Source organism: Caldisericum insulae, from assembly GCF_047785965.1.
Taxonomy (GTDB): domain Bacteria; phylum Caldisericota; class Caldisericia; order Caldisericales; family Caldisericaceae; genus Caldisericum; species Caldisericum exile_A.
This window is the reverse complement of the sequence record NZ_JBLOBF010000001.1, coordinates 246,219-269,810: the sequence shown is the minus strand read 5'-3', so window position 1 is coordinate 269,810 and position 23,592 is coordinate 246,219. Positions and strand designations below refer to the sequence as shown.

At 32.7% G+C, this 23,592-nt stretch carries 25 protein-coding genes; 5 read left to right on the top strand and 20 right to left on the bottom strand.

The window, feature by feature from the left end; genetic code table 11:
- Window positions 1–7: 7 nt before the first annotated feature.
- Window positions 8–1,714: a proline--tRNA ligase gene (locus ACMV0E_RS01370; protein WP_416084577.1), complete on the top strand. Its 1,707-nt coding sequence runs from the start codon at window positions 8–10 to the stop codon at window positions 1,712–1,714.
- A 49-nt stretch (window positions 1,715–1,763) separates the two neighbouring features.
- Here the strand turns inward: ACMV0E_RS01370 and acpP are convergent, their stop codons facing one another.
- Genes acpP through ACMV0E_RS01295 form a run of 15 tightly spaced genes read right to left on the bottom strand, consistent with a single transcriptional unit; the run spans window position 1,764 to window position 13,915 of the window.
- The gene (gene acpP, locus ACMV0E_RS01365) at window positions 1,764–2,006 is read right to left on the bottom strand and encodes an acyl carrier protein (protein WP_416084576.1); all 243 of its coding nucleotides are present in this window, start codon (window positions 2,004–2,006) and stop codon (window positions 1,764–1,766) included.
- A 9-nt stretch (window positions 2,007–2,015) separates the two neighbouring features.
- Window positions 2,016–2,462, bottom strand: coding sequence for a 3-hydroxyacyl-ACP dehydratase FabZ (gene fabZ / locus ACMV0E_RS01360; RefSeq protein ID WP_416084575.1), 447 nt, complete (start codon window positions 2,460–2,462; stop codon window positions 2,016–2,018).
- Window positions 2,434–3,702 carry a 30S ribosomal protein S1 gene (locus ACMV0E_RS01355; RefSeq protein WP_416084574.1) on the bottom strand — a complete coding sequence of 423 codons (1,269 nt, stop codon included), beginning with the start codon at window positions 3,700–3,702 and terminating at the stop codon, window positions 2,434–2,436. The genes fabZ and ACMV0E_RS01355 overlap by 29 nt, the downstream gene beginning before the upstream one ends.
- A 17-nt stretch (window positions 3,703–3,719) precedes the next feature.
- Window positions 3,720–4,634 carry a bifunctional enoyl-CoA hydratase/phosphate acetyltransferase gene (locus tag ACMV0E_RS01350; RefSeq protein ID WP_416084573.1) on the bottom strand — a complete coding sequence of 305 codons (915 nt, stop codon included), beginning with the start codon at window positions 4,632–4,634 and terminating at the stop codon, window positions 3,720–3,722.
- A 49-nt stretch (window positions 4,635–4,683) separates the two neighbouring features.
- Window positions 4,684–5,748, bottom strand: a complete 1,065-nt coding sequence (buk, locus tag ACMV0E_RS01345; protein WP_416084572.1) for a butyrate kinase — start codon at window positions 5,746–5,748, stop codon at window positions 4,684–4,686.
- Complete coding sequence (recN, locus tag ACMV0E_RS01340) at window positions 5,729–7,450, bottom strand: DNA repair protein RecN (RefSeq protein WP_416084571.1); 1,722 nt, start codon at window positions 7,448–7,450, stop codon at window positions 5,729–5,731. Before recN ends, buk begins: the two co-directional genes overlap by 20 nt.
- A 3-nt stretch (window positions 7,451–7,453) precedes the next feature.
- Entirely contained in the window at window positions 7,454–8,275 is an 822-nt protein-coding gene (locus ACMV0E_RS01335; protein WP_416084570.1) for an NAD(+)/NADH kinase, read from the bottom strand.
- Entirely contained in the window at window positions 8,257–9,045 is a 789-nt protein-coding gene (locus ACMV0E_RS01330; RefSeq protein ID WP_416084569.1) for a TlyA family RNA methyltransferase, read from the bottom strand. Before ACMV0E_RS01330 ends, ACMV0E_RS01335 begins: the two co-directional genes overlap by 19 nt.
- Window positions 9,029–10,846, bottom strand: a complete 1,818-nt coding sequence (gene dxs / locus ACMV0E_RS01325; protein WP_416084568.1) for a 1-deoxy-D-xylulose-5-phosphate synthase — start codon at window positions 10,844–10,846, stop codon at window positions 9,029–9,031. The genes ACMV0E_RS01330 and dxs overlap by 17 nt, the downstream gene beginning before the upstream one ends.
- Window positions 10,847–11,743 (bottom strand): polyprenyl synthetase family protein, encoded by an 897-nt coding sequence (locus ACMV0E_RS01320; protein ID WP_416084567.1) that lies wholly within the window; start codon window positions 11,741–11,743, stop codon window positions 10,847–10,849. It lies immediately after the preceding gene.
- A complete protein-coding gene (locus ACMV0E_RS01315; RefSeq protein WP_416084566.1) occupies window positions 11,743–12,018 on the bottom strand; it encodes an acylphosphatase in 276 nt (91 codons plus the stop codon). The genes ACMV0E_RS01320 and ACMV0E_RS01315 overlap by 1 nt, the downstream gene beginning before the upstream one ends.
- Window positions 11,999–12,409, bottom strand: coding sequence for a transcription antitermination factor NusB (gene nusB / locus ACMV0E_RS01310; RefSeq protein ID WP_416084565.1), 411 nt, complete (start codon window positions 12,407–12,409; stop codon window positions 11,999–12,001). Before nusB ends, ACMV0E_RS01315 begins: the two co-directional genes overlap by 20 nt.
- Window positions 12,399–12,683 (bottom strand): Asp23/Gls24 family envelope stress response protein, encoded by a 285-nt coding sequence (locus ACMV0E_RS01305; RefSeq protein WP_416084564.1) that lies wholly within the window; start codon window positions 12,681–12,683, stop codon window positions 12,399–12,401. The genes nusB and ACMV0E_RS01305 overlap by 11 nt, the downstream gene beginning before the upstream one ends.
- On the bottom strand, window positions 12,680–13,243 hold the full coding sequence (gene efp / locus ACMV0E_RS01300; RefSeq protein ID WP_416084563.1) for an elongation factor P: 564 nt from the start codon (window positions 13,241–13,243) through the stop codon (window positions 12,680–12,682). Before efp ends, ACMV0E_RS01305 begins: the two co-directional genes overlap by 4 nt.
- Before the next feature lie 54 nt (window positions 13,244–13,297).
- The gene (locus ACMV0E_RS01295) at window positions 13,298–13,915 is read right to left on the bottom strand and encodes a glycerol-3-phosphate acyltransferase (protein ID WP_416084562.1); all 618 of its coding nucleotides are present in this window, start codon (window positions 13,913–13,915) and stop codon (window positions 13,298–13,300) included.
- Window positions 13,916–13,982: 67 nt separating this feature from the next.
- On the opposite strand from ACMV0E_RS01295, the gene ACMV0E_RS01290 reads away from it, so the two are divergent.
- Window positions 13,983–14,663 carry a response regulator transcription factor gene (locus ACMV0E_RS01290; RefSeq protein WP_416084561.1) on the top strand — a complete coding sequence of 227 codons (681 nt, stop codon included), beginning with the start codon at window positions 13,983–13,985 and terminating at the stop codon, window positions 14,661–14,663.
- Complete coding sequence (locus ACMV0E_RS01285; protein WP_416084560.1) at window positions 14,660–15,733, top strand: sensor histidine kinase; 1,074 nt, start codon at window positions 14,660–14,662, stop codon at window positions 15,731–15,733. Before ACMV0E_RS01290 ends, ACMV0E_RS01285 begins: the two co-directional genes overlap by 4 nt.
- Here the strand turns inward: ACMV0E_RS01285 and ACMV0E_RS01280 are convergent.
- The 3 genes from ACMV0E_RS01280 to ACMV0E_RS01270 form a co-directional block, all read right to left on the bottom strand.
- Window positions 15,723–16,979, bottom strand: coding sequence for a hypothetical protein (locus ACMV0E_RS01280; protein WP_416084559.1), 1,257 nt, complete (start codon window positions 16,977–16,979; stop codon window positions 15,723–15,725). The two genes, ACMV0E_RS01285 and ACMV0E_RS01280, sit on opposite strands and share 11 nt — an antisense overlap.
- A gap of 136 nt (window positions 16,980–17,115) precedes the next feature.
- A complete protein-coding gene (locus tag ACMV0E_RS01275; protein ID WP_416084558.1) occupies window positions 17,116–18,321 on the bottom strand; it encodes a DUF58 domain-containing protein in 1,206 nt (401 codons plus the stop codon).
- The gene (locus ACMV0E_RS01270; RefSeq protein ID WP_416084557.1) at window positions 18,308–19,258 is read right to left on the bottom strand and encodes an AAA family ATPase; all 951 of its coding nucleotides are present in this window, start codon (window positions 19,256–19,258) and stop codon (window positions 18,308–18,310) included. Before ACMV0E_RS01270 ends, ACMV0E_RS01275 begins: the two co-directional genes overlap by 14 nt.
- A 121-nt stretch (window positions 19,259–19,379) precedes the next feature.
- Here ACMV0E_RS01270 and ACMV0E_RS01265 point away from each other — a divergent pair, with 121 nt between their 5' ends.
- Together ACMV0E_RS01265 and ACMV0E_RS01260 are read left to right on the top strand one after the other, a co-directional pair.
- Window positions 19,380–19,895 carry a hypothetical protein gene (locus tag ACMV0E_RS01265; RefSeq protein WP_416084556.1) on the top strand — a complete coding sequence of 172 codons (516 nt, stop codon included), beginning with the start codon at window positions 19,380–19,382 and terminating at the stop codon, window positions 19,893–19,895.
- Window positions 19,849–20,535 carry a cation:proton antiporter domain-containing protein gene (locus ACMV0E_RS01260; RefSeq protein WP_416084555.1) on the top strand — a complete coding sequence of 229 codons (687 nt, stop codon included), beginning with the start codon at window positions 19,849–19,851 and terminating at the stop codon, window positions 20,533–20,535. The genes ACMV0E_RS01265 and ACMV0E_RS01260 overlap by 47 nt, the downstream gene beginning before the upstream one ends.
- On the opposite strand, the gene ACMV0E_RS01255 is transcribed toward ACMV0E_RS01260, so the two are convergent.
- Complete coding sequence (locus ACMV0E_RS01255) at window positions 20,524–21,672, bottom strand: MFS transporter (RefSeq protein WP_416084554.1); 1,149 nt, start codon at window positions 21,670–21,672, stop codon at window positions 20,524–20,526. The genes ACMV0E_RS01260 and ACMV0E_RS01255 overlap by 12 nt on opposite strands.
- Before the next feature lie 2 nt (window positions 21,673–21,674).
- Window positions 21,675–23,585 (bottom strand): molybdopterin biosynthesis protein, encoded by a 1,911-nt coding sequence (locus ACMV0E_RS01250; RefSeq protein ID WP_416084553.1) that lies wholly within the window; start codon window positions 23,583–23,585, stop codon window positions 21,675–21,677.
- Between the last annotated feature and the right edge of the window lie 7 nt (window positions 23,586–23,592).

The following is a 23,592-nucleotide window of genomic DNA, read 5'->3' as shown; positions in this document are numbered from 1 at the left end:
TTAATTTATGAAGATAAAAGACTTTTTTCTTCCAACTTTACGTGAAGATCCGCAGGATGCGGAGATAGAAAGCCATAAATTAATGATAAAAGCAGGTCTAATAAGAAAAATGGCGGCGGGCGTATACTCATACTTACCCTTTGGTTTAATTGCTTTAAAAAATGTTGAAAAGATAATAAGGGAAGAAATGAACAAAGCAGGGGCACTTGAACTTCTTTTTCCGGCAATTATGCCTAAGGAACTATGGGATGAAACAGGTAGATGGGACATTTATGGAGATGAAATGTTTAAAGTAAAGGATAGAAAGGGAAGATTTTTTTGCCTTGGACCTACCCACGAAGAGGCAGTTGTTGATCTTGCAAGAAGAGAACTACGCTCTTATAAAGACCTACCGAAAATATTTTACCAAATTCAAACTAAGTATCGTGATGAAATAAGACCTCGCTTTGGCCTAATGAGAGCAAGAGAATTTTTAATGAAAGATGCATATTCCTTTGATACCTCAGAAGAAAATCTTGAAATAAGCTATAAAAAAATGTATGATGCATATATTAATATATTTGAAAGATGTCACCTTGATGTAATACCTATAGAGGCTGATTCGGGTGCAATTGGAGGGAAAGTTTCTCATGAATTTGTTGTAATATCTGATTTGGGTGGAGAAAGTGAGTTCGTAATGTGTCCTAAATGCGGCTATGCTGCAAATACAGAGGCTGCAAAATCCTTGGATACAGACCCTAATGAAGTAGAAACTGAATTACCTCTTAAAAAAATAGAAACTTTTGACAACAGAACAATTGAGGAAGTTTCAAATTTTCTAAATCTACCAAAGAGCAAATTAGTGAAATCTCTTGTTTACAAAATTGACGGGAAATACTTTCTTGCAATTGTAAAAGGAGATGACGAATTAAACGAAGTTAAACTCAAGAATTTTTTTAGTGCAAAAACTTTGGAGCTAGCAAGTGAGGATGAAGTTTTTAATATTTTTAAAGCACATATAGGTGCAATTGGCCCTATTAATTCACCAATTGAGGTTGTAGTAGACAAACGTATTTTGAAAATGAAAAACTTTGTCTGTGGTGCTAATGAAGATGGATTTCATTTTAAAAACGTAAATATCGGAAGAGATTTTAATTCTAACTATGTAGAGGATATACGGACTGTAAAAGAGGGAGATCTCTGCCCAAAGTGTGGCACACCTTTTAAAAAATTTAATGGAATTGAATTAGGACACACCTTTAAGTTAGGTACGAAATATTCCGAAAAAATGAATGCGACTTTTCTTGATGCAGATGGCAAAGAAAGATATTTCATCATGGGTTGTTACGGAATTGGGGTTGGAAGAACTTTACAAGCAATTGTCGAAAAGTTTCACGATGATAAAGGAATAATTTGGCCTATAAACATCGCACCTTTTAAAGTGGAAATTGTACCGATAAACTTAAACGATGAAGAAATAAATAGTTCAAGCAATAAATTACACGAACGTTTTGTTAAAGAAGGGATAGACGTGCTTTTGGATGATAGAGAAGACTTAAGCGCGGGGGAAAAGTTTAATGATGCAGACTTAATAGGAATTCCTTTACAAATAATAGTAGGTCGTGCATTAAAGAAAGAAGGTAAGTTTGAAGTGAAAGTTCGAAGCTCTGGGGAACGATTTACGCTGGACTTTGAAGAGACCGTAAAATTTGTTTTGGAGAAAGTGAAAGAATAAAAAGAGGGCTTGGCAGCCCTCTAAAATTTTAGCTAGTGTAAACATTTAGTCATTTTATGTGTTCCTTAATATATTGAATAGTACTTCCAACTGTTGTTATTTTTTCGATATCTTCATCGAGAATCTTCATTCCAAATTCATCTTCAAGCGCCATTGCTATGTCTACAAGTGCAAGTGAATCAGCACCAAGATCCTCAACGTATCTTGAATCATTTGTTATTTTCTCTTTATCCACACCCAATTTTTCAACAATTACTTTATTGACCTTTTCTCTAATTTCTTTTTCCTCCATTTTTTCCTCCTATTCTTTAATAATTTTTACCGCAATTATTCCTTTAGCAACAAGATTATCGTCAACAAATGCTTCTACATAGCTTTTGGCAATGCCGAATTTTACATTAAGCATATTTGCAACAACTTTCACAGTATCTCCAGGATTTACTTTTTTTATAAATTTAAAATCATCAATACCTACAAGAAAACCAAAAGCGCTTTTAAATTTATCAACAGTCAAAAGTATAAAAGCAGAAACTTGAGCACACATTTCAACAAGAATAACACCAGGAAGGATAGGTAAATTTGGGAAATGTCCTTCAAAAAAATTCTCATTACCGCTAAATTTTTTTAAACCCACTGCATTAATCCCAGGAACTACTTCTGTAATTTCATCTACAAACAAGAAAGGGTCTCTATGAGGAAGATATTGTTTTATTTCTTCTTTACTGATTCGTATTTTCTCCTTGTTCATTTTCAAACAGTGCCTTTCTACTAAGTTTCATTTTTCTGTTTTCTTTATCAATAGACATAACCTTTGCCTGTAATTTATCACCAATTTTAACGAAATTTTCGATCTTATCTACTCTCTTTATATCCAACTGCGAAATATGAATGAGGCCTGTAATACCTTCGTCAAGTTCAAGAACAACCCCAAAAGGATGGATACGAAGAACTGTTCCCTCGACAATACTTCCAATTGGATATTTATCTTCAACTACCTCCCATGGATGAGGTTTAGTTTGTCTTAAACTTAGCGAAACTTTCTCATTGTCAAGGTTCACGGATAAAACTTTAACTCTAATTTTCTCACCTACTTTTACTACTTCGTGCGGATCCTTTCTCCTGCCCCAGGTCAATTCATTAATTCTAATAAGTCCTTCAACGCCATTTCCAATATCTACAAACACTCCAAAGTCTTGGATAGCTTTTACAACACCTTCATAGATTTCACCTTTTTTGAGATTTACAAGTGTTTGTTTCTTAAGTTGTTCTTTTTCCTCTTGTAAAACCTTTAGTCTTGAAGCGATAACTCTTTTAACTTTCGGCTCAACTTCAAGAAGATAAACATCAATTTCTTTTCCAACAAGTGAATCGAGAGTTTCCCCTTTCTTTAGTCCCACTTGAGACTGCGGCAAAAATGCCGGAACTCCATCAATATCAAGGAGAAGGCCTCCCTTTATAACCTTTTCAACTTTAGCTTTTACTTTTTCCTCATTCTCCATTTTCTGCTTTAGATCTTCATACTTCTTTACATTATCAGCAAGCTTTTTAGAGAGGATTAAATTTGGACCATTACGTAGAACCATCACATTGATCTTATCTCCAACGTTAACAATCTCTGAAGCAGAATTTACTTGTTTATTTGTAAGTCCTCTAAGCGGAATAAAAACATCTTCTTTAATACCAGCGCTAACATATGCTCCGTTTGGTTCAACTTTAACAACGGTTACTGTGATAATATCACCCTTTTTGAAAGTTTTCATCAAGTAAGTTTCATTCAGGTTATTGTTCTTTTTTTGTTCATTAAGAGAAACATTTCCGTTTTCTGCCTTTTTGTTATAATCCGTTTCAGCTTTTGTTTGTTGAGAGGCATCTTGCTCTTGAGACTCCTCAGGTTTAATGCTCTGAGGTAATTTTTCAGTAGTTGCTTTTGCTAAGATTGATTCCACATCGTTTGGATTCAAATCACCATAAAAGTTTTTATCCTTCATAGTTCACCTCTTAATATTTATTTTTCAGCGATAAGCGCTGCTAAAGCTATTGAATACAATTTTGATTGTTCACTATCTCCACGTGAGGTAAGTACAGCAGGTGCCGTTGCACCAGTTACAACAGCTGCAATTTCAGCATTACCCAATTTTGTAAGAGCCTTGAAAAATGCATTACCCGCTTCAATATTTGGCATTATCAAAATATCGGCATCTCCTGCAACTTCAGATTTGACCTTCTTAATTTCTGCAGATTCCTTTGAAAGAGCAAGGTCAGTAGCAAGCGGACCATCAACAATACAATCTTTTATTTGTCCTCGTTTATTCATAACAGACAAAAGCGCAGCATCTACTGTGGCCTGCATTTTTGGAGAAACAGTCTCTACTGCTGCAATAACAGCAACTTTAGGTTTTTCTATTCCAAGTTTTTTTGCTATTTGAACATCATAGTTAATCATCGCTTCTTTCATTGATAAATCTGGCTGAGGTATTACGGCAACGTCTGAAACAATTAAAAGCTTGTGATAGTTCGGTGATTCAATAATAGCAGCATGTGAAAGAACTTTTCCCTCGGGAAGAAGCCCTTCCTGCTTATCAAGAATTCCTCTCATGTAAGTAGCACTCTGGCAAAGCCCTTTCATTATAAAGTCTGCTTTTTTTTCTCTAACAAGTCTCACTGCTTGTCTTACTGCTTCCTTTTCATCTTTTACGTCCACCACTTCAAACATAGACATATCAATGTTGTTTGTTTCACATACTCGTTTTACTTCATCCTTATCAGCAAAGATAATCGCATTAACAATACCTTCTCTTATTGCATTGGATACAGCCTGTAAAGTATGAAGATCCTGACCATAAGCAACTGATACGGTTCTCTTTTCTCTTAATGATCTTACAGCTTGAAGTAAATCATCTAATTTTTTTATAGTCTCCATATATCCTCCTCAAAACAAATTTAACTAATTTTATTCTATTATATCACAATTAAGTATAAATTTTTGCTTTTTCCTCACCTTTTAAAACTCTTAGTGCTGCAAATGCAAGTGCTTCCATTTCAAATTCGCCAGGGTATTTAACTATTTTTGAAATAAAACCAACTCTTCTTTCAATTTCATCTATAACTTCATTATTATGTGCAATACCCCCTGTTATAATAATTGCTTCAACTTGACCTTTTAAAACTGTGGCCATTGCCCCAATTTCTTTAGCTATTTGATAACACATTGCATCAAAAACTTCTTTTGCATATTGATCTCCATTTTTTATTCGCTCTATTACTTCTTTCATATTATTAGTACCGAGGTATGAATATACTCCGCCCTCTTTAGTGAATAGTCTTAAAAGATCGTTTCTCGAATATTTATGAGAATAGGACATATTGACAACATCAATTGATGGCAAAGATCCTGCTCTTTCTGGAGAAAACGGTCCTCCTTCATTTGCATTATTTACATCGACTATCCTTCCCTTCTTTATTGCTACAACAGAAATACCACCACCAAGATGAGCAACAATAAGATTTAGATCTTTGACATCCTTTCCTGCTGATTCTGCATATTTGTACATACTTGCTCTAACATTCAAAGCGTGTAAAAGGGATTTTCTTTTTATTTCTTTTAAACCCGAGATTCGTGCAATATCTTCAAATTCATCAACGCAAACAGGATCAGCGATAAAAGCATGTTTTCCTATTGAGCTTGCAATTTCGTATGCTATAAGCCCACCAAGTGTAGATGGATGTTCTTGTTCTTTTGAATACGCTTTCAAATCATTAATTAAAGTATCATTTACAATATAAGTGCCAGCTTCTATTGGCTTAACAATGCCACCTCTTCCAATAATAGCGTCAAATTCTTTTATCGAAATATTTTTCTTTTCAAGTAAATCCAAAATTGCCTTTTTTCGATAATCTAATTGGTCAAGAACAGTATTGAATCTTGAAAGCTCGTTTTTATCGTGCCTAATAGTTTCCTCAAAGATAGGATTTTTGTCCTCAAAAACTGCAATTTTTGTAGAAGTTGAGCCAGGATTAATAACGAGAATTTTCACTTTTCCACCTCCCCATTAATTCTTTTACCTGCTTAATTGTTGTATCAGTTATATTTGATCCAGATATCATTCTTGCAATTTCGTTAATTCTTTCGTATTCGTTAAGTTTTTTGACATTTAGCATGGTCTCGTTATCCTTTACAATCTTTTCAACTACAAAATGCTCTGCAGGAAGTGAAGCAATCTGAGGAAGATGCGTAATACATATAACCTGTCTATATTTAGAAATTTCAAACAATTTTTCAGCAACTTTTTCGCCTGTTTTACCACCAATTCCTGAATCTACTTCATCAAACGCTAAAACCGGAATGTCATCAACTTTTGCTATTACATACTTTATAGCAAGCATTACTCTCGAAAGCTCACCGCCAGAAGCAATACTTGCAAGTGGTTTAAAATCATGGGGCGGGTTTGGACTTATCAGAAACTCACACGCATCAATTCCATCATAAAATAATTTATATGATTTTCCGTTTATATTTAAGCCATCTGGGTCTTCAACTTGGTAAATCTTCACAATGAACTTTGCATTTTCCATGGCAAGGTCTTTTAATTCATTCTCAATTTGTCTTTCGAACTCTTTTGCAACTTCAAATCTCATTTTTGAAAGCTCCAAAACTTCTTTTCTTATTTTAGCTTCAAGTTCATTCTTTTTCTTTTGAATCTCTTCAATTTCTTCACTAATTTCATTAAAACTTCTGACTGATTCTTTAAGTTCAGAAAGGTAATTTATTAACTCTCTAATTGACTTTTTGTATTTTAATTTAATTTTACTAATTTCATCGAGTCTATTCTCAAGATAACTTAATCTTTCCGGATCAACAACTATACTGCCATAGAAGTTTGCCAAATCTCTTGAAATTTCTTTAATGTCTATTAAATTACTTTCAAGTCTTTCTTTTAAGCTCTTAATATCATTTGAATAATCACTTACTTTTTGCAAAAGAGTTATAGACGTGTTAAGTCCTTTGATAACAGAAAAGTCACCAGAAGACAAACTTTCTTGGACACTTTCGAGAGTACTAATTAGTTCCTTTGCATTACTTAGTAATTTGTATTCAGCCTCTAATTCTTCTTCCTCTCCGTCTTTAAGATTTGCTTTTTCAAGTTCTGCTATCTCATAGTTAATAAATTCTCTTTCTTGTCGAAACTTACTATCCTTTTCGATTAATTCTTTTAATGTTTGTATTAATTTTCTGTATTCAGCAATATCAGAAATTACGATTTCTTTTAATTGTAAAATTTTATCACCGCCAAACTTATCCAGATATTTTAAATGTGTTGATCGATCGAGAAGACTCTGAATCTCATGCTGGCCATGCATATCAATGAGATTTCTTCCAATCTCTCCAAGTTGTTTTAGCGAAACAAGATGGCCGTTAACAATTACCTTACTCTTAGTTTTTGAAATAGTTCTTGAGATCACCAAAACATCTTCCCCATCGTAGAGGGAGTATCCTTCAAGAATTGATTTTAACTTTTGGTTTTCTCCTATAAAGAAACTCGCTTCAATTGTTGCACTCTCCTCTCCGGTGCGAATAATATCAGTATTTGTATTTTCCCCACAAGCTAAAGCAATTGCATTCATTATTATTGTTTTTCCTGCACCCGTTTCACCAGTTATTACAATAAGATTCCCATCAAACGAAATCTCTACATTTTTTGCAATTGCTAAATTTTTGATAATTAGTCCCAAAAGCATAGCTTAGTATCCCCACCCAAACTTCTTATTTAAAACATCAAAGAAGTTTTTTCCTTTTAGATGAACTATTTTTAGATTTCTTGGATGTCTTCTAAATTCCAACCTGTCAAACTTTTTAACATTTTTTACTTTTAAACCATCTCTTATGAAATCGAAGTTACCATCACTTTCAATTTCAATCTCAAGAACATCATTTTCGGACAACACAAGTGGACGTGCAGAAAGTTTATGAGGAGCAATATAATTTAATTCAAACACACGTGCTTGCGGAACAATTATAGGACCTCCGACAGACAAGGCATAAGCAGTTGATCCTGTAGCTGTTGAAACGATAAATCCATCACATCTAAATCTACCTGACTTTACTCCATTTACTGCAACTTCAAATTGTAAAATTTTTTCCTCTATCTTCCTAAGCACAACGAAGTCGTTTACACTACAAAAGGTTTCTTCTTCATTTCTATTTAGCTCTCCTAAAAGAGTCATTCTTTCTTCAATAAAATATTCCCCACTTAGCAACTTTTCTAATGCAATAAAAATGTCCATACCTTCGACATCAGTTAAAAAACCAAGATTTCCAAAATTAATTCCTAAAACTGACGCATTTAGTTTCAAAGCTATACGTGAAGCACCTAAAAAAGTCCCATCTCCACCAAGGCTTATTAAAATTAGAGAATCATCTTCCTCAAGACTCTCAAAATCATTGTTTTCATAAACTTCGATGTTTTTCCGTTTTAAGTATAATTCAACTTCTCTTGCCTTTTCAACAAAATAAGGTTCATCTTTGTAAAAAATGCCAACTTTTTTCACATTGCTTTTTCCCATGCCTCCTCTACAATTTTATCAATAAATTCTTCTTTAACAAAGATACCGTTTTTTTTAATATGGAAAAAGAACTCTATGTTTCCCTTTCCCCCCTTTATCGGAGAGTATGTAACGCTCTGAACAACAAACCCAAGGTTTTCGATTTTTTTTAACAGTGTCTTAAGTATCGTTATATGGATAGACTTATCTTTTATTATACCTTTTTTAAGATATCTCGGCTCTCCTTCAAACTGAGGTTTTATTAATGATACGACTTCTCCGCTTTCTTTTAAAATGGGGAATAAATTTGGAAGTATTTTTAATATAGAAATAAAAGATACATCAATTGTAACAAGATCAACTGGCTCATTTATGATTTCTTTTGAAAGATAACGTGCATTGAATCCTTCAATCAAAATTACACGAGAGTCTTTTTTTAAAGTTGGATCCAAAAGATTTTTTCCAACGTCAATTGCGTAAACTTTTTTGGCGCCGCGCTTAAGTAAACAATCAGTAAATCCTCCTGTGGAGGAGCCAATGTCTAAACAAATTTTATCGCAAGGATTAACACCAAATTGATCTAAAGCAAATTCTAACTTAAAACCCCCGCGACTAACATATTTTTTTTCTTCAAGAATTTCAATTGTAACATTCTCATCAACCAATTCACTCGGCTTAACAGCTTTTCTACCATTGATTAGAACTTTTCCTTCAAGGATAAATGTTTTTGCAAACGTTCTACTGTCAAGTAGCCCTCTTCTTAAAATTTCTTCATCAAGTCTTCTTTTCAATCATCCTAACCCCAACTTTTATAATATTTTCACTACTAATACCATATTTTTTAAGAAGATCTTCTCTTTTTCCCTGCTCTGGAATAAAATTATCAATTGCGATATTTTCTACTTTAATGCCGTAATTAGAAAGAAAAGCCTTCAAACTTTCACCAAAACCGCCTCTCTTAATGCCATCTTCAACGGTAATAACCTTTTTGCTCTTCAATGCCTCATTCAAAATTAATTCCTCATCAAATGGTTTTGCAAAAATAGCATTTATTAGGCCAACGCTATATCCATTACTTTTAAAGTGATCTAAAGCCTTAAGTGCTTCAAAAAAGACGGGACCGAGTGTAATAATTGTAAGATCTGAACCACTTTCTACAATTTCAGCCTTGCCTATACTAAGTACAAATCTTTTGCTAAAACCGTCTTGAGCGAAATCCTTTGGATATCGTATGGCAAATGGAATGTCACTTTCGAGGGCAAGACTCATTAACCCCCTTAATTCAAAAGCATCCTTTGGGGCAGCTACAACAAAATGTGGAATAAAAGATAAATATGCAATATCAAATATACCCTGATGTGTAGGTCCATCATCTGAGACAATACCCGCCCTATCAATTGCAAAAACTACAGGAAGCGAAAGAAGAGAAACATCATGTATAAGTTGATCAAGCGCTCTCTGTAAGAATGTTGAATAAATAGCAACAAAAGGTTTAAATCCTTCTTTAGCAAGAGCTGCGGCAGATGTAACTGCACATTGTTCAGCAATACCGACATCAACGAAACGCTCGGGGAATTTTTCTTTAATGTAATTCGTCTTTGTTCCATCAGGCATTGCAGCGGTTATTGCAACTATCCGCTTATCTTTTTCTGCTAATTCAACAAGAGTTCTACCAAATACCTCAGAAAATGTTCTCTGGGTATCCGATACGAATCTCCCACTCTCTGGTTCAAAAGGTTCAGCACTGTGAAATTTATCGGGACTTTCTTCTGATAGTTTGTAACCATAACCCTTTTTAGTGACAACATGCACAACGACAGGAACATTTAAATTTTTAATCCTATTAAATGTTTCAATAAGTTCATTTAGATCATGTCCGTCAACAGGGCCTATATATGTGAAGCCAAATTCTTCAAATATAATATTGGGCAATAGCAACTCTTTTAATGCGAGTTTTATCTTTCTTGCAAAATTACTACCGAGTAGTCTCTTCATTATAATGTACGACTTAGAAGTTCTTATTCTTGTAAGATATCTGGAAATTGCACCAACATTTCTTGAGATTGACATTCCATTATCATTCAAAACTATAACGACTTTTTCTCCCAGATGACCAAGGTTATTCAAACCTTCATAAGCCTCACCACCAGTGAGTGCACCATCACCAATTATCGTAACAATATCATAATCTTCTTTCTTTAGTCTTCTTGCAATTACAAATCCCAATGCTAATGCAAGTGAAGTAGATGCATGTCCTGCAATAAATGTATCGTAGGGACTTTCCAATGGATTTGCATATCCACTTATACCGTCTAAAGTTCTAAGAGTCTCAAAGGCATCCCTTCTTCCAGTAATTATCTTATGTGCGTAGGCTTGGTGAGAGACATCAAAAATTAGTCTATCTTTGTTAAAATCAAAAACATAATGCAGCGCAATTGTTAGCTCGACCACGCCTAAATTCGATGATAAGTGACCTCCATTTTTAGAGACGACTTTAATTATCAAATCTCTAATCTCTTTGGCAAGTTCTTGCAATTCATCTACTCGAAGGTTCTTTAAATCCTTCGGAGAATTAATATTATCAAGAAGCATTTACTTGATCCTTTCTAATGTATTATATGCAATATCTATGAGTAATTTGTATTTATCATTATAAAGTGAAAGATAATTAGCTGCCTTTTCAATGTAATCCCTTGCAATTTCTTTCGAGCGATCAACACCGTAAAGAGAAACAAATGTAGCCTTTTTATTTTTCCTATCCTGATGGGTATCTTTTCCTAATTCTTCTGTGGTTGAAATTTCATCAAGAATATCATCTTGAATTTGATAACTTATGCCGAAATTCTCTGCAAACTGAGTTAAATTTATCAGTTCGTCCTCCGAAACATTTGCAAGAATTCCTCCAACTCTAACTGCAAGCATAAATAATGATGCTGTTTTTCTTTTTTCGATATAAAGTATTAGATTTTCATCTACCTCATTCATATCCATTGAAACCATATCCATTACCTGGCCACCAACCAGACCTTTTGCACCACTTAACTCTGCAAAGTCATATACAATTCTTAGCACGGATTTTGCATCAAAGTCCTCGAGCAATTTTTTACTGGAAATTATTTCAAAAGCAAGTGATATTAGAGCATCACCTGCAAGCAATGCCATATCACTTCCATAGATCTTGTGGCACGTTGGCTTACCACGTCTGTAATCACTATTGTCCATAATCGGAAGGTCATCATGTATCAAAGAATAAGTATGAATCATCTCTATAGCAGAAGCAAAGGGTAAAATAGTCTTGTAATTATCAACATTCGACTCATAAGTTGCAATAAGCATTATCGGCCTAAGTCTCTTTCCACCTGCCATAAGGCTATAGTTTATTGCAGCATAAAGAGGAGAATCTTCCCTTATCTTTTCAAGTGCTACATTCAAATAATTGTTAACAATGTTTTTTCTTTCTTCAAGGTATTCTTTTATATTCTCTTCCATTAGTACACCTCAAAATCTGTAAATTCTCCTTTATATTCACTATAGTTATATGTAACTTTATCTACAACAGCAGAGCGTGGACCAATTTTTAAATATTCAAGAAGTTTTTGTAATCTATCCCTTTCTCCCTCAGCAACTACATGGACAGAGCCATCCCACATATTTTCAACATATCCAGTTAAACCAAGCTTTCGAGCATTAGAAAGCACAAAGAATCTAAAACCGACGCCTTGAACAATACCGTAAACAAAAGCTTCAAGTCTCAATTTCTCCATATTTCAAGCGTAAGAAACTTCTGAGAACACCATTTACGAAATCACCAGAGTTAAGATCGCCGAACTTTTTAGCAAGTTCCACTGCCTCAAAAACAATTGCACCGTAATCTTCGCCTGCAAGATTTTCAATTTCAAAGATTGCTAGTCTTAAAATATTTTTATCGACAGCATTAAGTCTATCAAACGACCAGTTTTTCAAAAGAGATTTAATCTTTTCATCAACATCATTAAGATTTTCAAGTGTTCCTTGAACTAATTTTAATGCGTATTCAAGAGAAACGGGCGATTCATACTTAAAAGGCAAAAAGGCATCAGGCACAGAATTTTTTCCTAAATCAACTGCAAAAAGAACACTTAAAGCAATCTCTCTTCCTTTTGATTTAGGATTCATAGAAGATATCACCAAATGTTACAATAATGTTCTCCACCTTAAATGGTGTTATGTTCTCAACTTCTAACTTTACAGTTTCTGCAATTGTATTGCCCAATTTTTTTAGATCATAACCGAACTTTGCAACAATATTAACTTCAATACTGATATTTGAATCCCCAATAACACACCTTACTGGATTTTTACCGTAAAGTGCTTTTACTCCTTCAATGCTTATTACAGAATTTTCGACAAGAGATTCTAATGCCTCAGTTGTTAAAATTATTCTACTCATTTATTCACCCTTTCAAGATATTCACCCGTTCTTGTATCGACTCTAATTACATCGCCTTCGTTTACAAAAAGAGGTACTTGAAGTTTATAACCAGTTTCAAGTAATGCAGGCTTCATTGCAGAAGTTGCCGTGTCTCCTTTTACTCCAGGTTCAGTTTGTACAACTTTAAGTTCAACAAAATTTGGTAATTCTACAGATACAGGTTTATTTTTGTAAAATATGATTTGAATTTCCAAATTTTCCTTTAAAAAGTTTGCGCTATCGCCTACATCTTCTTCTGAAAGATAAAATTGCTCAAATGTTTCCAAATCCATAAATACAAAATTGTTTCCTTCTTTATAAAGATACTGCATTGGTTTTCTTTCTAAAAATGCCTTTTTAAATTTCTCCTCAGGTCTAAAGGTTCTTTCAACTATATTGTCCGATTCAAGACTTTTCATTTTTACTCTTACAAAAGGTGAACCTTTACCAGGCTTGATGTGCTGGTAAGATATTACTACAAACAACTCTCCATCAAGTTCAAAAGTCACTCCACTTCTTAACTCATTTGCAGAAATCATTTTTACCTCCTCTCAAGATTTCCATTAATTATAATACCAAAAATTAATTTTTTATCAACTTTTCAAAACCTTTAATTTACCTAAAATATATATTGTTTTTCGCCAATGTCTATATACAATTATAGCAAGTGATAAGAAAAAATATTCTTGTAAAAGTCTGTTATTTGATCGCAAAATGATAAAAATCGCAAAAATAAAAACTAAAGCTTCGCTTTCTTCTAAGGGTTTAAAATTAAATAAAGAAACGTCAAAAAAGGAGAACAAGGCAAAAAACATCAAAAATAAACCAAAAAGAAAAATAGCAATCTTACTATCAATTGCAAAAACTCCTCCAAGAAGAGAAGTAATTCCGGTTCCGCCTCTAAAATCAAAAAGGATTGGAAAATCATGCCCTAAAATTTCCGTGGCACCTCCTAGTGCAATAAGGCAATTTATTAGTTTTAATTTATTTCCAAGATATATAGGAAAGAAACCTTTAACAAAATCAATTATGAATACGAGTAAAGCAAGAAATCTGTTTATATTTTCATAGACATTTGTAGTCCCTGCGTTTCCATCTCCAAAGTTTCGTATATCCTTTTTATACAAAAACAAGGTAAGTAAGTATGCTGAATTAAATGCACCCAATGAATATGAAAAAAGCAAATATAAAGTTATTATATGTAACTTCATTAATCAATTTTAATATTGAAGCAAAAAATTTCATAATTTTTTCACAAAGTAAACATATAATAAATTGGTGACAAAAGTGAAAAAGATATTAGTAGTAGAAGATGATGAAAACATAAGAAAATTGATAAAAATGTATTTAGAAAAGTCGGAATTCCAAGTTGTTGAGGCAAAGGATGGCAAAGAGGCGGTTATAAAATTTTCGGAAGAAAAACCACAACTAATTATTCTTGACCTCATGCTACCTTTAAAAAGTGGTGAAGAAGTAGCAAAAGAAATAAGAAAGGTCTCAAATGTACCCATCCTTATGCTAACAGCAAAGGCAGATGAAGAAAATAGAGTTGAAGGGCTTGAAATTGGAGCAGATGATTATGTCACAAAACCTTTCAGCCCAAGAGAACTTGTTCTAAGAGTTAAAAATATTATTAGAAGAAGCTATCCCAATGAGCATGAGATAAAAATAAAAGACCTTGAAATAATACCAAAAGAGATGCGTGTTCTGCAAAATGGAAAGGAAGTAGAACTCACAACAAGAGAGTTCAAGGTTTTATTTGCACTTGCAAAAAAGTCCCCACTTGTACTAAGCCGAGAGGATATAATGAACGAAATTTACGATGAATACGATGAGGTTGTTTATGATAGGACAATTGATGCATATATAAAAAATATAAGAAAAAAACTAAATGATGATCCAAAAGATCCAAAATATATCGAGTCAGTTTATGGCGCAGGATACAGGATGCTAAAATGAAATTCAAAGAGAAATTGGTTTTAAGTCACATACTTGTAAGCCTTATTTCTATTGTGACCTCAATCATTCTTATAGATTATCTTGTAAGATTCTTTTTTATTAGGATAATAATTGGAAGAGGAGTTTCCATTGTCATTCCAGCTTCCGCAACACGCTTCCTCAACACTGTTAGAATCACTATACTAATCTCAGGTGGTATATCGATACTTTTAAGTATTCTTGTTGCACTTTTCATCTCAAGATATATTATTAAGCCAGTTGTGGATATGAAAGACTTTGCTCGAAAAATTTCACAGGGAAATTTTGAAGCAAGGATCAACAAACACAATGAAGATGAAATTGGAGAACTTGCAGAATCGTTAAACTACATGGCATTTAGACTAGGAGAAATTGAAAAACTAAGAACAAAATTGATGCAAAATGTTTCTCATGACTTACGAACGCCCCTTTCGTCAATTAAGGGATACCTTGAAGTTTTAAAGGACAAAAATTTTACCATTGAAGAGAAACAAGAAGCATTCAATATAATCGAAAACGAAATTGAACGACTTGAAAAAATGGCAAAAGATTTAACGAATTTATCTTCCGCGGATAGCAAAACGCTTCCTTTAGAATTTGAAAGAGTAAATCTTATCAATATTTTAAAAAGCACTTTTGAGAGTTTTTCAATAAAGATAAAGGATAAGGGACTCAATCCAATTATAGAAATTCCAGATAAACCAATATTCATATTGGGTGATTCTTTGAAACTAAAAGAGATTTTCTCAAATCTCATTGATAATGCAATAAAATTTACCAAATCTGGATACATTAAAATTACGGCTATTGAGGAGAAAGATAAAGTTAAAGTTGTTGTAGAAGATAGTGGTTTAGGTATCAATGAAAAAGATCTTCCTCATATTTTTGAAAGATTCTATAAAGGGGAAAACAACAAAGACGGAAACGAAGGAATGGGATTAGGATTATCAATAGTAAAGGAATATGTATATGCGCACAATGGTGAAATTTACGTTGAAAGTGAAATTGGGAAGGGTACAAAGTTTATTATCCAGTTTCCTACTACCCCTTAGGAGCATCTAATGAAAGTATCTCGTTTAAAATATCTTCAGTATTTTTCTTTAGTACTTCTAAAACATTAGGGTCAATCTCTTCATTTGAATATTCTGCTACATAAAATGCGTTTGTTAAAGTAATAAATAAATCAGACTTTAAATATGGTGATAAACTTACTAGAAATTCTTTAGGAGTCATCCCTTCTTTAAATTTAAAACCAACTCTATCGAAATTGAACAAGGAAAGAAAATAAAGATAAATGACAAATTCTTTTGGATCACTTATCATATTGAGGTAATCCTTACCAAACTTTTTAAAATTTTCAGTCAATTCCTTTGTTTCCTTGAAAAATTTACGATTTTCGAAAACTGTAATTTCCCCTCTAAGAGTAAATATGTAGTAAGAAATAAAAATAAGAAATCCGATTGTTGAAAGTGAAACAAAGGCCAGTAGAGTTTGCTCTCCCGAAAGCATGATAATGAATAACCCAACAATAATTAAAACAAAAAATACGGAAAGTAAGATCATTAATTTTTTTGGTGCTTTATAATACTCCTTTTGCTCAAGATCCAAAACGTAACGCTTAGAAATTCTATAAATTAAAATTACAAAAGAAAAATACAACATAAGAAGAACTGATCCCTCAAATAAATTTAGATTTATCTCCTTTAAATCGGGTTTGTTAATATTAGCAAGTGATACAAATATGATAAAAATTGAAATTAAAACTAAAAGAAACATAAGAATTTTATCTATAAGCGATCTTCTCTTCTTTAAAGCCATATTTTGTGTGTTTGTCCTAAGTATAGAAACAAACAACAAAGCAAGAATTATAAGAATAGCAAAAGATACGGCTAAAGAAAGGACGTTTGCAAAAACGAGCAAACGAATATCAGAAGACACATTTTCATTTCCAATTTTTCGTAAAATATTAAAAAAGTTCTGTGAATTTGAGATTTGATAATCACTAAAGTTACTATTATAAACGAACAAGAATGAAAAAATCGAATTAAATAAGGTTGCAAACTTTTCTTTCAAAATTGGGCGAAAACCAACTGATATTAAGCCCATAAGTGGAATCCAGGCAAGAAAAAAATAATGCCTCCTTTCGAAAACTTCATTTTCTTTCATCTTGTCAATGACATAAAAATATAGGACAGAAAAAGGTAATACATTGAGTAAATTCGAGACTCTACACAAAAATGTACCAAGAATAAAAGAAAGAAAGAGAACTATAACTTTCGAAGATTCTAATTTTGACATTAGGTAGAAAATAATAATGGCAAAAAAAATTAAGAAATAGTACAAAATAAAGCCATAATTAATTGATCTTTCTATCTTTTGGATTAGCAGATGCCCCGCAAATATTATTTGAAATGTAAAAAGCAAGTATTCCAACTCATCCCTCCAAAACTTGTAAATAATCATTGCCAAAGATTGGATGAAAATAAATTCCTTCCCTTTTTAAAACGTCCTCAACTGATGTAATCTTTCTAATATACGCAGGCTCAATAAAATAATAGTTCGGAGGTTTTTCATTGGGTTTAACAAAAGTTTCATCTACCAAAAGAATAATATTTATCTTTGAAAAGCTTCTCTTAATTCGAAGTATCTTTTCTAAGATAGAAAAATCTAGATCTCTGTCTATATAGAAGAGCTCGCTTCCAAAATCTGTGTACTCAGTAATTTTTTCGATAAACTCGGCTGGTTCAAAAGCATCATCAACTGAAATTGATAGTAATTTTAAATTTTCAAGCACATGATATTCGCCAGTTTTTGCGTTGCTTGAAATCAAAGGCTTACAATTTATAATAACTGAGTTTGGAAGATGGAATTTGTTTGCATAATAGATGATTGATGCTGCAATTGATGTTGCATTATCTTGAAATCTAAGAGACTTTCTGTAGAAATTTAAGGCAACAAAGAGCTTTTTAGAAGAACTAAAATCGAATTCCTTCACTGTTAGCTTTCCCCTATGAGCAGTTTGTTTCCAATGAATCATCGAAATAGGATCAGTAGGAGCATAGTCACGGATTCCCGCAACATACGAGTAATCAAAATTGATTCTGTATTTTGCTTTTTGACCTTCATAAGGATCTGTAAGTAAAATTTTAAGCCTTTCAAGTGGTACTAAATTAGGAAAGACAAAAATAGTTTTATAATTGTACGTTATATCAATCCTGTTAAAAAGTGCTAAGGGATCAGATATTCGAAACTCAATTTTACCTACAGTATAGGTACCTCTCCTATTCCCTTTACATTTAATTTTGCCTTCGGTATTCAAGTTTCTTCCAAAAAATTTTCCGACTTTCCCATTTGTAAGAGGAACTATGTAATGCGGCAAAAGAATCTCATATGAAATTTTAACAGGTAAGGGCGAAGTTGCATTTAAAGTATAATTAAAATCAAAACTACTATTAAGAGTAAGTGTATAGGTTGAAACATCCGAAAAACTTGTAATTTTTACTTTGTCTAAAAAAAATGCATAAAGCAATACATAGGCAAAACTAATCAACAAAAATATATACAGTATTCCACCAAATATAAAAGAAGTAATAAGAATAGTCAGTAAAAAAATTTTAATTTCCTTCTTAAGATACTTCATTTTCGAAATTAATATTGGTTGGCACTTTTACCGACTTTAATATATCTTCTATAACGTCAGAAACTTTCGTCCCCCTAAGTTTAGCGTCAGCTCTTAAGATTAATCTATGATTCACTACATCAGGGAATGCCGACTTTATATCATCAGGTATCACAAAATTCCTTCCGTCGATTTTTGCATAGGCCTGAGCAACTTTCATAAGATGTATAGTAGCCCTCGGACTCAATCCAAGATAAATGTCTCTATGTAATCTTGAAGTATTTGCCAATTCTACCAAATAATCGAGTAAACTTGGATGAACATATACATGCTTAGTTTCATCCTGTAATTTCAAGAGATCCTCCTTTGTTGCAACAACTTTGACTTCCTCAAGAGGATCACGAATCTTCTCTGCACCAAGCATTTGCTTTTCAAATTCTTTATCTGGATATCCTATAGCAAATCTCATCAAAAATCTGTCAAGCTGTGCTTCAGGCAAAGGAAAAGTTCCCTCATATTCAATGGGATTTTCTGTAGCAAAAACAATAAAAGGTCTTTCAATATTGTGTTTAGTGCCATCAATAGTTACACTATATTCAGCCATAGCTTCAAGTAGTGCAGATTGAGCCTTAGGTGTTGCCCTGTTAATTTCATCTGCAAGCAAAATATTAGTAAATATAGGACCAAAACGCACTTTGAAAACTTTGTTTTCAAGGTCGTAAACTGTTATTCCAGTGATATCCGAGGGGAGTATATCGGGAGTAAATTGTATCCTTTTAAAATCCATATCGAAAGATGATGCAACCGCCTTTGCAAGTGTAGTTTTGCCAGTTCCTGGAACATCCTCAAGAAGTATATGTCCCGAAGCAAGCAAACCTGCAATGACTTTATCAATTACTTCTCTTTTCCCAAGGATAACATTATTCAAATTAGTTCTTAACAGATCAATTTTGTTCATATTTGCATATTCCTTTCTTTATTTCAAAATATTATAATAAATAATTGATTTGTTACCAAAATTTAATATTTGTCGATGCTTTGCCTATTGACAAATATTACTTCTTTATATTTAATAAAATATGGAGGAAGTAATAATTTTTATAGCAATTTCTGTCATTAGCGGACTCATCCTTTCATATATACTTTCAAAATCTGATTTCCCGACAATCACAGGACTTATTATTATCGGAATTGTTATCTCATTCATACCAACACTAGATAAATTTTTAACTTCATTTGGTTCAATTTTTAAAATAATAATTGAACTTGCAATAAATATACTTCTTTTTGAAACAGGTCTTGAAATAATTTACTTAAAATACAATAAAAAAATAATATTTAGTGCTATAGCTCAATCTTTTTTTACATTTTTAATAATCTTTCTTATTTCCAAAATTTTTTTCAAGCTCGCTATTATAGAGGGAATCTTGATTGCAATAATTTGGATGGTAACAGGATCAGATATTGCAATTACGCTAATAAGAAAACTAAAAGTAAATCAAGATACAAAGTTAAAACTTGGCGCAATAGTTGTCTTTGACGACCTGATTGCCGAGATATTTTTCTTTCTTTTTTTTCCCGCTTCTAAAGTTTAAAACAATTTTCCAAAATGAGCCTACAAATGCAATTTTATTAACTGTAGGAGAAATCATATTATCTATAGCTTTAGGTATACTATTGGGTTTGTTGTTTTCAAGATTTGAAAGATACGGCTTCAATAAGTTCCCTCAAATTATAACTTTATTTTCGTTTATTTTGCTTTTTGTTGGTATTTCCGAGTATTTGAAGCTTCACTCAATCATTGTATCTCTTATTGCAGGAATAGTTTTTTCCAATACCTCAAAAAATGAAATAATAAAAATTGTAAGATTTTCTCTCAAAGAGATTGACCAAATTTTTTATACACTCTTTATTATCTATTCGATAAGTTATGTTGGACTTATAAGAATTGAAAAGTTTTTGCTTCCAAGCATTTTAATACTATTTATAAGACTCATAGGTAAGTCCGTTGGAGCCATTATAATTCAAAAATTAAAGATTATTGAAACAAATTCAATAAAGAACATTATTATTACGCTTATTCCTCAGTCTATGTTAAGTGCATATTTTGCTTATCTTTCAGGAGAATACTTAACAATATTCGGAACTTCAATATTTACTGCTACGATTACAAGTATCATTATGTTTGAAATTTTAGGTTATTACTTAATAAAGAAATTTGCACTAAATGAATAGCAAAAATACTCCTGCTACAACTGCAAGTACGCCTCCGAAATAAAAAGGAACGTTTGGTGCAACAAACTGATAGAGGATGCCAGCAATAAGAGAGGCAGGAAATGCCATAATGCCAATAGCAAAATTATATATGCCAAAAGCTGTTCCTCTCATTTTATCATCAGTTACAAGATCTGAAACAAACGCCTTTTGTATACCTTCTGACATTGCGTAATAAACACCGTACAAAGCATACACAAACCACAAGAAATTTGGCTCCTTAGTTATGGCAAACAATAAATAACTTAAGCCATAAATTAATATTCCAATGATAAGAGTTGTTTTTCTTCCAATCTTATCAGAAAGAGATCCCAATGGTGTCGATAAAGCTGCATAAACAATACTGTGTAACGTCCACATAAGAAGTATTGTTGTTGGGAGTACCCCAATACTTCCCGAATACATAGTAATAAAAGCATCAGAACTATTTCCGAGAGTGAATATTAAAATTGAAATTAGAAACATATAATAACGTCTTCCCAGCTTTAAATTTGAAAGGAAACTAATATGTACTTTTTTTCCATTTTCAAGTTTTTTCTCTTGAATAAAAAACAAAATTATAACTGCAATTACAGCAGGAATTAGCGCTATTTTAAAAATTTCTCTATAATTTGTTTTTCCGAACTTCTCAAGTACCCAGAAACCTAAAAGCGGGCCAAGTGCTGCACCTAACGTATCAAGTGCCCTGTGTAATCCAAAGTAAAAACCTCTATTTGTTTCATCAGTATATGATGCAATTAGGGCATCACGAGGGGAGGTTCTGATTCCTTTGCCAATGCGCTCAAAAGCTCTTACAGCAAGGACACCAACAGGTGAATTAACTACAAGCAAAAACGCTTTTGAAATCGTTGATTCAGCATATCCAAAAATCGTAAGCCATTTGCGATTTCTTACTTTGTCAGAAATATAACCTGAAAAGACTTTAAGAAGTGAAGCAATTGTCTCAGCAAGACCTTCAACAACTCCAATGAACGCTCCTCCTGCGCCTATCGACTCAAGGAAAAGGGGAAGAACTCGAGTTATCATTTCAGTAGAAATATCCGTAAAGAAACTTGCAAGACCTAGAATTATTACATTGGGATTAAGTTTTTTCTTCATTTTCATTCCTCCTTCATCTTATTAACCCATTTATATCCAACAAAATTTCTCATCAAATTTTTGGACTCTACTTCGCTAATTTTCGCCAAAAGTTGAACTATTCTTGGATCTTGTAAATAATCCTTTCGGATGATAAGTTCATATTCCTCCTCACCTAATTCGATAAAATCAAGATCAAACAATTTGGCAACATATTCTATTCCCATTCCACAATCCACAATCCCATCTTTAACTGCATTTGCTACACCTAAATGTGTTGTCTCTTCTAAATCATAGCCATTTATCTTTTCTTTATCAATACTTCTTTCTGATAATAGATAATCAAAATAAACTCTTGTTCCAGAACCTTTTTGTCTATTAATAAATTTAACATCTCCTCTTTCAAGATCTTCTAAAGTTTTAATGCCTTTGGGATTCCCCTTCTGAACAATAAGTCCTTGATTCCGATTTACTAAATGAAGTCTTAAATATGAATCAGGTTGTAAATATTTCTTAAGGTATGGAGTATTGTAAGTCTGTGTCTCGCTATCGAATAAATGTATTGATGTAATTATTGTTTCGCCTCTTGCAAGGGATAAAAGTCCTCCCAAACTTCCTACATTAATTATTCCAAATTTGAACTGAGGGTTTTCTTTTTTAACCATATTTAGTATATATTCAAGCAAAGGATCGTTACTGCCAATAAAAAGAAGCTGAGAAATAATTTCAAACTCACTTTTTAAAAGTTCTACTTCTACTTGAGAACCCGAGCTTATTCCTTCACTATTTTCGTCAATTCTTAATATTCCATCACCTCTTGCAACTGTTGTAAGATTTGCTGCACCTCTCTTAAGAGGAACACACACTATATCATTATCAATCTTTGCTAACTTTACTCTAACGAATTCCTCAATCCCTAAAGAAGATGGAATATCTCTTTTTACAGTTGCTAAAATTTTTCTTGGAAAATCTAACGAAACAGAAGTAAGATGTTCAACTGCAACTTTGAGAAATATCTTTGAATCAATGTAAGAAGAAACAGGAAACCCTGGACATCCAATTAAGGGAATGTCTCCATTAAAACCAATTATCAGAGGTTTACCCGGTTGTATTGTAAGTCCGTGGAAGAGAACTTTTGAAAAACTTTCAAAAACATCCCCTATAAGGTCCTTTCTTCCCTTTGCTGATCCTCCAACTACTACTATTAAATGAAATTTTTTTGAAGATTCTTCAATGATTTTTCTTAGTATATCAAAATCGTTTGGAAAAATTTCATCTGAAATGTAAGGATCAGCGCCAAATTCCTTTAAGAATGAAGCAATCATATAAGAATTTGAATCGATAACGTCACCTATTTTTAAGTCCTGCCCCAATCTTTTGACCTCTTCTCCAGTTGGAATAATGAAAACCTTCGGTTTCTCTAAAACGAAAATTCTATCATTGTAAGAAGAAATTAATACTCCGATATGGGCAGGGGTAATTTTTTCGTATATGGGAACAACAATCTCACCCTTAGCAAAATCTTCACCAATTACACGGACATTTTCATACATATGAAGCGGCGAAAAAATCTTAATAAATTTCTCCGTTACCTCAACATCTTCTACCATAACAACACTGTCAAATGGATAATTAATAGGATCACCTGTGTTTACAGGTATCGCGTCCTTTCCAATTTCAAACAATTTTGGATTGTTTATTGTTGCGAATGCCGTAAGACTTGACTTAACCGCAAAGCCATCAACAGCAGAGGCATTAAAGAAAGGATTTGAAATTTTCGCTACAATAGGTCTTGAAGTAATTCTACCTAAACTCTCATAAACAGAGATTTCCTCTTCTTTTAACTTTTTGAAAACTCTTTTCTCTTTTAGCGCGTCGCTAAAGATTCTTATTGCGTTTTCAAGACTTTCCTTTTTAAAAAAAATTTCTTTCATTGTTATG